Annotated in this window: 10 protein-coding genes; 7 read left to right on the top strand and 3 right to left on the bottom strand. The window is 71.1% G+C overall.

Translation table 11 applies throughout. The features are described from left to right. Positions 1-8: 8 nt before the first annotated feature. The 5 genes from ACJA3G_RS14350 to ACJA3G_RS14330 all read left to right on the top strand — a co-directional run bounded on the left by ACJA3G_RS14350 (position 9) and on the right by ACJA3G_RS14330 (position 7559). Entirely contained in the window at positions 9-1205 is a 1197-nt protein-coding gene (locus ACJA3G_RS14350; protein WP_406553347.1) for a glycoside hydrolase family 105 protein, read from the top strand. Beyond that, complete coding sequence (locus ACJA3G_RS14345; RefSeq protein ID WP_406553346.1) at positions 1202-3022, top strand: discoidin domain-containing protein; 1821 nt, start codon at positions 1202-1204, stop codon at positions 3020-3022. Before ACJA3G_RS14350 ends, ACJA3G_RS14345 begins: the two co-directional genes overlap by 4 nt. Before the next feature lie 154 nt (positions 3023-3176). Next, entirely contained in the window at positions 3177-4181 is a 1005-nt protein-coding gene (locus ACJA3G_RS14340) for a chitinase (protein ID WP_406553345.1), read from the top strand. 10 nt (positions 4182-4191) lie between these two features. Further along, positions 4192-5463, top strand: coding sequence for a glycosyl hydrolase family 8 (locus ACJA3G_RS14335; RefSeq protein ID WP_406553344.1), 1272 nt, complete (start codon positions 4192-4194; stop codon positions 5461-5463). 44 nt (positions 5464-5507) lie between these two features. Continuing rightward, positions 5508-7559, top strand: a complete 2052-nt coding sequence (locus tag ACJA3G_RS14330; protein WP_406553343.1) for a PQQ-dependent sugar dehydrogenase — start codon at positions 5508-5510, stop codon at positions 7557-7559. A 60-nt stretch (positions 7560-7619) separates the two neighbouring features. On the opposite strand, the gene ACJA3G_RS14325 is transcribed toward ACJA3G_RS14330, so the two are convergent. Both ACJA3G_RS14325 and ACJA3G_RS14320 read right to left on the bottom strand, forming a co-directional pair. Further along, a complete protein-coding gene (locus tag ACJA3G_RS14325) occupies positions 7620-9419 on the bottom strand; it encodes an AMP-dependent synthetase/ligase (RefSeq protein WP_406553342.1) in 1800 nt (599 codons plus the stop codon). 242 nt (positions 9420-9661) lie between these two features. Beyond that, a complete protein-coding gene (locus ACJA3G_RS14320) occupies positions 9662-11146 on the bottom strand; it encodes an MFS transporter (protein WP_406553341.1) in 1485 nt (494 codons plus the stop codon). 113 nt (positions 11147-11259) lie between these two features. On the opposite strand from ACJA3G_RS14320, the gene ACJA3G_RS14315 reads away from it, so the two are divergent. After that, entirely contained in the window at positions 11260-12228 is a 969-nt protein-coding gene (locus ACJA3G_RS14315) for an Lrp/AsnC family transcriptional regulator (protein WP_406553340.1), read from the top strand. 73 nt (positions 12229-12301) lie between these two features. Here ACJA3G_RS14315 and ACJA3G_RS14310 read toward each other — a convergent pair whose 3' ends face one another. Further along, positions 12302-13234 carry a zinc-binding alcohol dehydrogenase family protein gene (locus ACJA3G_RS14310; RefSeq protein WP_406553339.1) on the bottom strand — a complete coding sequence of 311 codons (933 nt, stop codon included), beginning with the start codon at positions 13232-13234 and terminating at the stop codon, positions 12302-12304. Between the two features lie 107 nt (positions 13235-13341). Here ACJA3G_RS14310 and ACJA3G_RS14305 point away from each other — a divergent pair, with 107 nt between their 5' ends. Further along, positions 13342-13797 (top strand): MarR family winged helix-turn-helix transcriptional regulator, encoded by a 456-nt coding sequence (locus ACJA3G_RS14305; protein ID WP_406553338.1) that lies wholly within the window; start codon positions 13342-13344, stop codon positions 13795-13797. The last annotated feature ends 11 nt before the right edge of the window (positions 13798-13808 follow it).

Raw genomic sequence — 13808 nt, 5'->3', positions numbered from 1 at the left:
CTCCACGCTTGCTCACGGCCGCCCTGGCCGCCGCGCTCGCGGCGGGCGGCCTGACCGCCACCGCGCCCGCCACCGCCGCCCCGCACGGACCGGCCTCCGGCCCGGGCACCCGCTCCGACGCCCGCGACGACGCCCGTTCCGTCGTGGACTGGTCGGCCGCCATGACGCAGTCGACCATGGCCCGCTACACCCCCACATCGATCGGCGGCTGGTCCTATCCGGTCGGGCTGTACCTCTTCGGCCAGTACCAGGTCTACCGGCGCACCCACGACCCCAAGCTGCTGGCCTATATCAGGAGTTATGTCGACCGGTTCGTGGACGGCTCGGGCGGAATCGGGCAGAGCTTCAACAGCCTCGACAGCATGCAGACGGGCCGTCTGCTCGTGATCCTCCACCACGAGACCGGACAGGACCGCTACCGGATCGCCGCCAAGAAGATCCGCGACCGCCTCAGCACCTATCCGCGCACCGCCGACGGCGGCTTCTGGCACGCCGACACCAGCAGCCGCGCCCATCAGCTGTGGGCCGACGGGGTGTACATGGTCAACCCGTTCCTCGTCGAGTACGGCAAGGAGTTCGGCGACTCCGCGTCCGCCGGCGACGAGGCCGCCGCACAACTCGCCGTCTACGGACGGCATCTGCAGGTCGCCGGAGGGCTGCTCAAGCACGCGTACGACGAGTCGCGCACCGCGGCCTGGGCCGACAAGTCCACCGGCCTCGCCCCCGAACACTGGTGCCGCGCCATCGGCTGGTACGCGATGGCGAGCGTCGGCGTCCTGGACGCGCTACCCGCCGCGCACCCCCGACGCGCCGAGCTCCTCACATATCTGCGCCGCCTCGCGGGCGCTCTGGAGCGCTATCAGGACCCCCGGAGCGGTCGCTGGTTCCAGGTCGTCGACCAGGGCGCCCGGCCGGACGACTGGACCGAGACGTCCTGCTCCAGCATGTTCACCTACGCGCTGGACCGTGCGGTCCGGCAGGGATACATCGACCCGCGCTACGAAGCCGTCGCCCAGCGCGGCTACCGGGGTGTCCTCGCCCGGATCTCGCTCGGCGCGGACGGCCGCACCGAGCTCACCGACATCTCCGTCGGCACCAACGTCGGCGACTACGCCTACTACGTCGCCCGCACCCGGGCCACCAACGACTTCCACGGCCTCGGCGCCTTCCTGATCATGAATGAGCAACTGGGGGCGGACCGATGACGAACACCGGCACCAACAGAGGCGGCGGCGCCCTCGCCCGCATCCTGCTCGTCCTGGCGCTCGCGCTCGGCGCGCTCTCCTTCCAAGGACCCGCACGGGCCGACCTCCAGAACCCGCGCCAGGACTTCCTGCGCGCCTCCACCTCCGGGCTCTTCCTGCACTGGGGCGAGCGGACCGCGCCCGCGCACACCAGCTGTTCGGGCTGGGAGGCGGACGTCACCCGTGGCGGCTGGACACCCGACTACTGGGTCAGGGAGGCCCAGAAGCTGCACGCCCAGTACCTGGTCCTCGCCACCTTCCACAGCCGCCTCGGCTACGCGCGGCCCTGGCCCTCGAAGATCCCCGGCAGCTGCTCCACCGAGCGGGACTTCCTGGGCGAGCTGATCGCGGCGGCCAAGGCCAAGGGCCTGAAGACCATCCTCTACATGACCGACGACCCCCAGTGGCACAACGAGGGCGGCCATGAGTGGCTGGACTCCGCCGGCTACTCCTCGTACAAGGGAAGCAGTGTCGACCTGACCACCCGCGACGGATTCGGGCAGTTCAGCTACGACAACTTCTTCGAGGTCATGGACCGCTACCCCGACCTCGGCGGCTTCTGGATCGACAACGACAACGCCTACTGGGAGAGCCATCACCTCTACACCCAGATCCAGCAGAGACGCCCCTCCTTCACGCTCAGCAACAACAACGAAGACACGCCGGTCATGGATATGATCAGCAATGAGCAGAAGACCGGGATGAGCCCCGCCTACGACTATCCGCAGGCGCTCTACACGGCCCAACCCCGTCTCACCGAGGCCGACTTCAAACTGCCGTCCACCGGCGCCTGGTGGTACGACGGATCGAATCCGAGCGTCGACAAGCGGCTCACGCTGGGACGGCTCATCACCAACGCCGGGTCGTCGGTGAAAGCCCTCATGGCGGAAACGGCCCAGGTGAACGGGGAGTTCCCGTCGAACCAGGCTTCCTTCAACGATTTCGCCGACGGCTATCTGAACCCCATCTGGGAGTCGCTGCACGGCGTCGAGGGTGGCGGATACCTGTACGGCGGGCTCAAGCCCGGCTTCTGGAACGACGGGGCCCACGGCGTCACCACCGTCGGCAGGGCCGATCCCGACCGTCAGTACATCCATGTCCTCACCCCTCCCAGCACCTCCACGCTCCAACTGCGCGACAACGGCTACCGGGTGACCGGGGTGACCAACCTCCGTACGGGCGCCGCGATCGCCCACAGCCAGTCCGGCGGCACGCTCACCCTCAGCGGTCTGGGCGGCTGGGACCCGTACGACACCGTCTTCAAGGTCACCACGGCCGGCCGGACCGGGATCATCCCCGCCTCGGGCTACACCCTGACCGCCGACGCCTCGGCGAGCGGGCACCCCGCGTCGGCCGCCGCCGACGGCAGGTATCTGACGTACTGGGACAACGCGGGGACGCTCCCGGTCCGGCTCGACTACGACCTCGGCACGGCCAGGAAGGTGCGGTACCTGGGCGTCAACCAGCGTGAGGACTCCGTGAGTTACGCCCGCTCGGACACCGAGCAGTCGGCCCGTATCAAGGGCTACAAGGTGTACGTCAGCGCGGACGGGAGTCACTGGGGGAGTCCGGTGAAGTCCGGCACGCTGCCCAGCGCGCGGGGCGTGGCGTTCATCGACCTGCCGGCGACCACCACCCGCCATGTCCGTCTCGAAGTCACCAGCACCTACGCCGCCGCCTCGGACACCGCCCGCTACAAGCGCCTGCGGATCGACGAGTCCTGGCTCGGCTCGGCGTACCCCGCGTCCATCGCGCCGGGCCGCCCCGACCGGGGATGATCCCGGGCGCTCTCCCGCCAAAGCACCCCAAGCCGCCCTGCCTGCAAGGCAGTTGGGGCGGTACGGGCCATTGACATCAGGCCCTTCAGGCACTGCTCTATGCAGTGTTGGTTAGGAAGCTTTCCTAACTCTCCCCCCTCGGAAGGAACCCCCCATGCACGCTGCCGCTCCCCGACGCCGCGCCGCCGCGGTCGCCGCCGGCCTCGGCTGTCTCGTCCTGCCTCTGGTCGCCTCCGGATCCAGGGCCGTCGCCTCCCCGCCGCTCGCCGCGGGCACCATGGCCGCCGCCCCCTACGAGTACCTGGGCTGGGGCAACCCGCAGAAGCCCACCGACGTCATGGCCGCCACCGGCGTCAAGTGGTTCACCCTCGCGTTCGTCCTCTCCGACGGCGGCTGCAACCCGAAGTGGGACGGCACCCGGGCGCTCACCGGCGGCTCGGACCAGTCCGCCATCAACGCCATCCGGGGCGCGGGTGGTGACGTCGTCGTCTCCGTCGGCGGCTGGAGCGGCAATAAGCTCGGCGAGAAGTGCTCCAGCGCCACCGCGCTGGCCGGTGCCTACCAGAAGGTGATCAACGCGTACCACCTCAAGGCGCTGGACATCGACATCGAGAACACCGAGTTCTCCAACGCGACGGTCCGCAAGCGGGTCGTCGACGCACTCAAGATCGTCAAGAACGCCAACCCCGGCATCGTCACCTACGTCACCATGGGGACCACGCCCGGCGGTCCGGACGCCAACGGCAAGGACCTCATCAAGAAGGGCGCCGCGGCCGGGCTCGCCAACGACGGCTGGGTGGTCATGCCCTTCGACTTCGGCGGTCACAGCGGCTCCATGGGCTCCGCGACCGTGAGCGCCCTCGAAGGGCTGAAGGCCGCGGTGAAGAGCGCGTACGGCTACGGCGACGACACCGCCTACCGCCACATCGGGGTGTCCTCCATGAACGGCAGGACCGACGAGGCGGGCGAGACCGTCACCACCGGCGACTTCCAGACCATCCTCGGCTACGCCCGGCAGCACCACATCGCGCGGTTCTCCTTCTGGTCGGTCAACCGCGACCGGCAGTGCGGCTCGGGCGGCGGCAGCGGGGACTCGTGCAGCGGGGTCTCCCAGGCGCCCTACGCCTTCACCAAGATCGTCGTCCAGTACACCGGCTGAGGGAGCGGAGATGACCATGCAGCAGACCGTCCGGCGCCGCCTCCCGGTGGCAGGCGCCCTCGCCGGTGTCGCGGCCCTCCTGACCGGCGCGCTCACCACCCCCCAGCCCGCAGCCGCGGCCGACGCGGGCCCGGCCGTCCCCTTCGGCAGCCACCAGTTCCCCTACGCGGCGGGCACGCTGAAGCCCAGCGGCGCGCAGTCGGCGCTCGACCAGCAGGTCGTCGCGACCTACCGGGCGTGGAAGGCCGCCTTCGTGAAACAGAACTGCGGCAACGGCTGGTACCAGGTGCTCTCACCGGACGCCGACCACCCCTATGTGGCCGAGGGACAGGGGTACGGGATGGTCGTCACCGCCCTGATGGCCGGGGCGGACACCGACGCGAAGAAGATCTTCGACGGACTCGTCAAATACACCCTGGCCCACCCCTCGGTGAACAACTCCGGGCTGCTCGCCGCCGAGCAGGACTCCTCCTGCAGAAGCGTCGACGGCTCCGACTCGGCCACCGACGGCGACCTCGACGTGGCGTACGGACTGCTGCTCGCCGACCGGCAGTGGGGGAGCGGTGGCACCTACGACTACCGGGCGCTGGCGGTGAAGCACATCGCCGCCATCAAGAAGAGCGAGGTCAACCCCACCACCCACCTCATGCTGCTCGGTGACTGGTCCGACTCCGGCGAGTCCCACCACTGGATCACCCGCTCCTCGGACTGGATGACCGACCACTTCCGCGCCTTCCGGACGGCGACCGGCGACCGCGCCTGGGACACGATCCGCGGCGCGCACCAGAAGCTGATCACCTCCCAGCAGTCGAAGTACGCGGGCTCCACGGGGCTGCTGGCCGACTTCGTCGTCGGTACCGACAAGACACCCAAGCCCGCGTCGGGCAAGGTCTTGGAGAGCTCCCACGACGGCGACTTCGGCTGGAACGCCTGCCGCGACCCGTGGCGGATCGGCGCGGACGCGGTGACCAGCGGCGACGCCGCCTCGCTCGCCTCCGCGCGCAAGCTCAACAGCTGGATCAGGGCCAAGACCGGCGGTGACCCGGACAAGATCGGCACCGGCTACCGCCTCAACGGCTCGGCGTTCGAGAACGGCCACGACATGGCGTTCACCGCGCCCTTCGCCGTCACCGCGCTCACCGACCCCGGCTCGCAGTCCTGGCTCGACGCGCTGTGGGGCAAGCTCGTCGGCACCAAGGTGGACCCCAAGCTCTACTACGGAGCGAGCGTCCAGCTCCAGTCCATGATCGTCGCGTCCGGCAACTACTGGGTGCCGCAATGAGGGTGAAGGGACAGCACATGCGATTCGCTCCACCCCCACGGCCCGTGCGAGGCCTCGCGAGGAAGACGGCCGCCGGCGCCGTGCTGCTGCTCTGCGCGGCGCTGGTGCAGGCGGTGCCCCCCTCGGCCTCCGCCGCGCCCACCCGCTACGAGGCGGAGAAGGCCGCCTACTCGGCCGGCTCCACCGTCGACACCAACCACTCCGGCTACTCCGGCACCGGGTTCGTCAACTCCGGCAACGCGGTGGGCGCGTATGTGGAGTTCACCGTCGACGCCCCCGCCGCCGGCAACGCCGCGCTCGGGGTGCGCTACGCCAACGGCACCACCGCCGACCGCCCCGCCGACGTCCAGGTCAACGGTTCCACCGTCGCCGCCACCCGTGCCTTCGGCGCCACCGCCGACTGGGACACCTGGACCACCTCCACCCTCTCCGCGCCGGTGCGGGCGGGCGCCAACAAGGTCCGGCTCAGCGCCACCACCGCGGCGGGCCTCGCCAACATCGACTACCTCGACGTCCAGGCCTCCGGCGGCGACGGTCAGGCACCCACCGCACCCGGTGCGCCCACCTGCTCGGCCGTCACCGAGGACTCGCTCACCCTGAGCTGGGGCGCCTCCAGCGACAACGTGGGTGTGTCGATGTACGACGTCTACGAACACGGCAACAAGATCGACGAGGTGGCGGGCAACCTCACCTCCGACACCCTCACGGGCCTGAGCCCCAACACCCCCTACAACCTCACGGTGTTCGCCCGGGACGCGGCCCAGAACGTCTCCCCGGCCAGCGCCGCCGCCGACTGCACCACCCGGCCCAGCACCGACACCTCCCCGCCGACGACCCCCGGCACCCTCACCGCGTCCCGTGTCACCGCCGACAGCGCGGACCTGAAGTGGGGCGCCTCCAGCGACGACCAGGGGGTCACCGCCTACGAGGTGCGCAGCGGCGCCGGCGTCTACAAGACCGTCACCGGGAAACCCCCTGCCACCGCCGTCACCGTGACCGGGCTCGCCTGCGACAGCCCGTACACCCTGACCGTGGTCGCCAGGGACGCCGGCGGCAACACCTCGCCGCCCGGCAACGCGGTCACCTTCACCACCGGCGCCTGCCGCAGCGACGGCGGTGTGCCGTCCTCCATCGGCACGCTCTCCAGCGGCTGGACCATCCCGTGGGGCACCTTCTGGATGCCGGACGGATCCAGCGCCCTGGTCACCGAGCGGGACAGCTTCAAGGTCTTCAAGGTGACCCCCACCGGTACGAAGACGCAGGTCGGAACCGTGCCCAACGCGGTCACCACCGATGGCGAGGGCGGTCTGATGGGGGTCGCGGTGGACCCGAAGTGGGCCACCAACCATCGCGTCTACTTCATGCACAGCGCCGCCGAGGGCAACCGGGTGGTGCGTATGACGTACGACGGCGGTTCGCTCGGTGAGTACACCGTCCTCCTCAAGGGGATCAAGAAGAGCAAGTACCACAACGGCGGTCGGCTCGCCTTCGGCCCGGACGGGTATCTGTACGTCTCGACCGGCGAGGCCCAGACCCCCGACCTCGCCCAGGACAAGGCCTCCCTCAACGGCAAGATCCTGCGGATGACCACCGACGGCAAACCGGCCCCCGGCAACCCGTTCGGCACCTACGTCTACAGCTACGGCCACCGCAACCCGCAGGGCCTGGCCTTCGACCGGAGCGGCCGGCTGTGGGAGGCAGAGTTCGGCAACAGCTCCAAGGACGAGCTCAACCTCATCAAGCCGGGCGGCAACTACGGCTGGCCGGTGTGCGAGGGCCCCTGCTCCACGGCCGGAATGACCAACCCGAAGGCGTCCTGGCCCGTCGCGCAGGCCTCGCCCAGCGGGATCGCCATCGTCCGCAACGTCATCTACCTGGCGGCGCTCAAGGGCGAGCGGCTGTGGCGCGTCCCGATCAACGGTGACACCGAGACGGTGGGCACACCGACCGCGTACTACGTCGGCTCCTACGGCCGGCTGCGCACGGTCACCAAGGTGCCGGGGGAGGACGCGCTGTGGCTGTCGACCACCAACTGCGACAACAACGGCCACGCGCCCGCCGGCTCGGACAAGGTCTTCAAGGTGCAGATCAAGTGAGCCGGAGAGGAGGAGCCCCGGCCGGCTGAGAGGGGGCGGCCCGCCCTGTACCGCGACGGCTCAGCGGTACAGGGCGTCCACCTCCACCGTGTAGGCCTCCTCGATGGCCCGCCGCTTGAGCTTCAGCGACGGGGTGAGCAGACCGTGCTCCTCGGTGAACTGATGGGCGAGGATCCGGAAGGTACGGATCTGCTCGGCTGTGGAGACCAGGGTGTTGGCGGCGACCACCGCGCGCCGCACCTCGGTCTCCAGGTCGGGGTCGCGTACGAGCTCCGACGGGGTCATCGACGGTTTGTTGCGCATCGCCAGCCAGTGGTCGACGCCCTCCTGGTCGAGGGTGACCAGGGCCGCGATGTAGGGGCGGTCGTCCCCGACGACGATGCACTGGGCGACCAGCGGGTGCGCGCGCACCCGCTCCTCCAGGGCCACCGGCGAGACGCTCTTGCCGCCGGAGGTCACCAGGATCTCCTTCTTGCGGCCGGTGATGGTCAGATAGCCGTCCTCGTCGAGCGCGCCGATGTCACCGGTGGCCAGCCAGCCGTCCTTGAGGACGCGCTCGGTCGCCTTGGGCTCGTTGAGGTAGCCGGAGAACACCTGGCCGCCGTGGAGCCACACCTCGCCGTCCTCCGCGATGTGCACGGTGGTGCCCGGCACCGGCTGGCCGACGGTCCCGAACCGGGTGCGCTCGGGCGGGTTGGCCGTGGCGGCGGCCGTGGACTCGGTCAGACCGTACCCCTCGTAGATCGTCACCCCGGCTCCGGCGAAGAACAGCCCGAGTCGGCGGCCCATGCTGGAGCCGCCGGACATCGCGTGCCGCACCCTGCCGCCCATCGCGTCGCGGACCTTGCCGTACACGACCTTCTCGAAGAACTGGTGCTGCATCCGCAGCGCCGCCGAGGGCCCCGGGCCCAGCCCGAACGCCTTCTCCTCCATCGCCTCCGCGTACTTCACCGCGATGTCGACGGCCTTGTCGAAGGCGCTCCTCTTCCCCTCCGCCTCGGCGCGCCGACGGGCGGTGTTGAAGACCTTCTCGAAGATGTACGGGACCGCCAGGATGAAGGTGGGCCGCAGCGACCGGAGGTCGGGCAGGAGCGCGGAGGCGGACAGCGCGGGCTGGTGGCCCAGCTTCACCCGGCCCCGGACCGCGGCGACCTCCACCATCCGGCCGAAGACGTGCGCCAGCGGCAGGAAGAGCAGCGTCGAGGCCTCGTCACCGGGGCGCGAGTGGAAGACCGGCTCCCAGCGGGCGACCATGGTGTCCGCCTCGAACATGAAGTTGGCGTGGGTGATCACACAGCCCTTGGGGCGGCCGGTGGTGCCGGAGGTGTAGATGACGGTCGCGGTCGACTCGGGGGTGACCGCGCGCCGGTGGCGGTGCACCACGTCGTCGTCGATCTGCTCACCCGCCGCAAGGAGCTCGGCCAGCGCTCCCGCGTCCAGCTGCCACAGGCGTTTGAGGTGCGGCAGCCGGTCCACGACCGAGCCGATGGTCATGGCGTGGTCCTCGTGCTCGACCACACACGCGGTGACCTCGGAGTCGTGCAGCATCCAGAAGACCTGCTCGGCGGAGGAGGTCGGATAGATGGGCACCGGCTGGGCGCCGATGGACCAGAGCGCGAAGTCGAAGAGCGTCCACTCGTAGCGGGTCCTCGACATCACCGCGACCCGGTCCCCGAACCGCACACCGTCCGCGATCAGCCCCTTGGCGAGCGCCAGCACCTCGTCGCGGAAGCGCGCCGAGCTCACGTCCTCCCACTGGCCCGCCGCGTCCTTGCGGGCCAGCGCGACCCGGTCCGGGTCGTCCAGGGCATGGTCGAACACCACGTCCGCGAGCCCGCCGACGTGAGGCGCCGTCGCCATGGGTGGGACAGTGAACTCGCGCAATACCTTGCTCCTTGTGGCGCTCCGCACAGCGCCGGTGACGGTACCCCACCCGGGGTCCCGGGGGGAGGGGCGTCAAGGAATACGGTCAAGTGCGGCAGTGATCGGCATCACTACAGGTCAGCACCGTGGAAACGGCCCCGCCCGGCCCGAGCGTCCCCCATTCTGACCCTGGAGTCAGGAGCGGGCCGTCTTTTCTCCACGGAATCTGTACGACCTGGTCACGCCCGCTCTACCGGCACCGGGCCGTTGGTCCGTACCTGCGCAGGCGCGGCCGACGGCGTCCGTACCAGCGCGAAGACCGCGAGCCCGGCGGCCACGGCGAGCACCCCGGCCGCCACCGCGGCGCCGTTCAGCCCCGAGGCGAAGGCGGTGTGCAGCGCCTCGTCCGGGACCCGGCCGCGCAGCGACCCGGCCGCGCCGCCCGCCAGTGCCCGTGCCTCGGAGGTGCTGTCCAGCGAGTCGGCCATCCGGGAGGTGGCCAGGGTGCCGAACACCGCGATGCCGACCGCGTAGCCGAGCTGGCGCACGGTGTTCATCGCGCCGGTCGCCATACCGCTGCTGCGCTGCGGCACCGACGCGAGCGCGGCCGAGGCGAGCGCCGGGCTGACCAGGCCGACGCCGACACCGGTCACCACCAGCCCCGCCACCAGCGCCGTCCAGTCCGAGCCCGCGTCCAGCAGCGCCTGCCCGAACAGTCCGGCGGCGATGAGCAGCAGCCCGAGGCAGAGCAGCAGCCGCTGCGAGACACCGTGCAGGAACCGGCCGCCGAGCGCCGAGGTCGCGAACGAGGCCAGCGCCAGCGGCACCAGCGCCAGACCGCCGGTCACCGGGCTCATGCCCAGGAGCGTCTGGAGCCAGATCGAGGTGTACGGGAGCACCCCGAAGGCGGCCGAGTTCAGTGCGAGCGCCGCCACCAGCACGCCGACGAAGGCCGGGCGCCGCAGCAGCGACAGATCCATCAGCGGATGCTCGGTGCGGCTCTCCACCAGGACGAAGGCCAGCAGCGCGGCCACCGCCACGGCGAAGGAGAGCAGGGTGCGGGTGGCGCCCCAGCCGTCGGAGCCCGCGTTCACCGCCCCGTAGGTGAGGGTTCCGGCGAAGAGCGCGAACAGGGCCGTGCCCGCCCAGTCGGGGCGCCCGCCCGCCGGGCTCTTGAACTCCGGGACCACCCGCAGCGTCAGCCACACCGCGGCGGCGCTCACCGGAAGGTTGACGAAGAATATCCACCGCCATCCGAACCCCTCGGTGAGCAGCCCGCCCAGGATCGGGCCGAGCGCCGCGGCGGCGCCGTTGACCGCGCCCCACACCCCGAGCGCCACCGATCGGTCACGGCCCTGGTAGGCGGCGCCGAGCAGCGGCAGGGTGGTCGCGAACATCGCGGCGGCGCCGACACCCTGGAGCGCGCGCATCGCGATCAGCGTGCCCGCGTCGTCCGCGAGGCCGCAGGCGAGGGAGGCGCCCGCGAAGAGCACCGTGCCCGCCGCGTAGAACTTCCGGCGCCCGGCGCGGTCAGCGCCCGCACCGGCGCCGAGCAGCAGCGCGGCCAGCGCCAGCGCGTATACGTCGATCACCCACTGCAGGCTCGACAGCGAGGCGTCCAGCGAACTCGCCATGTCCGGCAGCGCCACCGTCACGATGGTCACGTCCAGCAGCAGCATGAACGTTCCCAGACACACGGCGACCAACGGCCCCCACTTGCGCATCACATTCCTCCGGATCAGTCGTTTGTCGTCCCGTACGATCGATCGAGACCGAACTGAAGTTCCACTCAGTTCACCGATCACGCAGGAATCCGACATCATGGGGGCACAGGCCGATGGATTCACCCGAGTTCGACGAACTCGACCAACGTCTGGTGAGCGCGCTCGTCCTGGACGGCCGGGCCCCGTTCAGCCGGATCGCCGCCGTGCTCGGTGTCTCCGACCAGACCGTCGCCCGCCGCTACCGCAGGCTGTACGCGGAGGGCGAGCTGCGTGTCGTGGGGGCCCGCGACACCGAGCGGCTCGGCCACACCCGCTGGATGCTGCGGCTGCGCTGCACCCCGGACGCCTCCGTCTCCATCGCCACCGCGCTCGCGCGGCGCCCCGACACCGCCTGGATCGCGCTGACCTCGGGCGGCACCGAGGTGGTGTGCACGACCGAGACACGCCGGCCCGAGGACCACGAGGCACTGCTGCTCGGCAAGCTGCCGCGCACTCCGAGCATCGTCGAGATCGGCGCCCACCAGCTGCTCCACCGTTTCTACGGCGGCCCGCTCGGCTGGTTCACCAAGGACTCGGCGCTCACCGCCGAGGAGCGGGCCGCGCTGCTGCCCGAGCCGGTGCAGCCCCCGGACGGGCCGATCCGGCTCGACGAGTCGGACGAAACCCTGATCGCCGCGCTGGCCCGCAACGGCCGGGCGGGCTACCCCGAGCTCCAGAAGGCCACCGGGCGTTCGGAGTCCGCCGTCAAGCGGCGCCTGGACCAGCTGGTGCGCTGGGGGGCCGTGTTCTTCGACGTCGAGTTCGACACGGCCCGGTTCGGCTTCCACAGCCGGGCGCTGCTGTGGATCACGGTGGCCCCCTCGGCGCTGGCCACGGTGGGCGAGGCCCTGGCCGCCCACCCGGAGGTGGCCTTCGCCGGTGCCACCTCCGGTCCGGCCAACCTCGTCGCGGTGGTCATCTGCCGGGACGCGGCCGGGCTCTACGCGTACCTCAGCGAGAAGCTCGGCATGCTGGAGGGCGTCCGGCACGTCGAGACCGCCCCTCTGCTGCGCCAGGTCAAGCGGCTGACGTACGCGGGCTGAGGCCGCTCGCCAGGACGCCGCCGCGAGCGCGTCCGCCACCTCCCGCGCCGAGGGGCGGCGCCGTCCGCCGCCGTCACGCGGCGCCGGTGACGAGTACGACCTTGCCCAGGTTGCGCCGTGACTCGATGAGCCGATGCGCGTGGGCGGCCTCTTCCAGCGGCAGTTCCGCGTGGACGGCCGCGCGCAGCTTCCCGGTGCGGTGCAGCTCCCACAGCTCCTCGCGCCAGGCCGCGTACAGCTCGGGCCTGCCGCGCGCGATCATCGCCATCTGGAAGGCGACCACAGACTTCCCGCCGACGAGCAGGTCGTAGACCTCGACCGTGCCGCCGCCCGAGCCGAAGGCGACCAGCCGGCCACCGGGGGCGAGCGCCCGCACCGCCGGGGTGAGCAACTCGCCGCCCACGCCGTCGAGGACGACGTCGACCGGCTCGCCCCAGGACGCGTCGCCGTAGAGCACCACCTCGTCGGCGCCCTTCTCCCGTACGAAGGCGGCCTTGTCGGCGGAGCTCACCGCCGCCACCACCCGGCTCGCCCCGCCCGCCCGGGCCAGCTGGAGGGCGAGCTGCCCGACCGCGCTCGCCGCCGCCGTCACCAGCACCGATTCCCCGGGCCCGGGACGCGCCGCCTCGTGGGCGCCCCGTGCCACCAGACCGCTGCGGACGAGCGCGACAGCCTCGACGGGGGTGGCGTGGTCGGGGACGCGGGAGGTCATGGACTCGTGCAGGACGGCCAGTTCGGCGTACCCGTACGAGAAGCAGAGCCCTGTCACGCGCTCGCCCACGGCGAAGGCGGTGACGCCCTCGCCGACCGCGGCCACCGTGCCCGCGACCTCGCCGCCGAGCGGGAACGGCTCCTTTCCCTCGCGCACCTTGCGGACGACGGGCAGGGTGACGCCGATGACGTCGGTGCGGATCAGCAGCTCACCGGGGCCGGGCGCGGGGACCTCGACGTCCTCGATGAACAGGACCTCGGGGCCGCCGTTGACCTCGAAGCGAACACGGCGCATGGACTCTCCCGGTATGTGATGGTTCACCGACGCAATTCATTGGTGGCCCCAACGGTAAACGGATAATCGTTGGGAAGTCCAATGGTTTGGAGGGTAGGGTCGGTGACGTGACCGAACACGCCGACTCCCTCCCCGCCCTCCAGCGCATCCAGACGCTGCCCAGCTGGGTCCTGGGCCGGGTGGCCGCCCGGGGCCGGAGCATGGTGGCGCGGGCTATCGGGCGCGAGGGCGCCAAGATGTGGCACCACGCCGTGCTGGCGGCCGTCTCCGAGCACGGCCCGCTCGCCCAGGCCGACCTCGGGCGCCGGATCGCGCTCGACCCCAAGGACCTGGTCGGCGTCCTCAACGACCTGCAGGCCGACGGCTATGTCGTACGCGAGCCGGACCCCCGCGACCGCCGCAAGAACGCGGTGACGGTCACTCCGGAGGGCGAGGCGATGCTGACCCGCTGCGCGGCGGCGGCCGAACGGGCCAACGACACCCTCCTCGCGCCGCTGAGCGCGGCCGAACGCGAGCAGTTGATGGAGCTGCTGCGACGGATCGGAGTGGAGGAGCCGGAGTAACCGGGCGGGAC

Source organism: Streptomyces sp. YS-3, assembly GCF_045257485.1.
Classification (GTDB): Bacteria; Actinomycetota; Actinomycetes; order Streptomycetales; family Streptomycetaceae; genus Streptomyces.
This window is presented reverse-complemented; position numbering and strand designations above follow the sequence as displayed.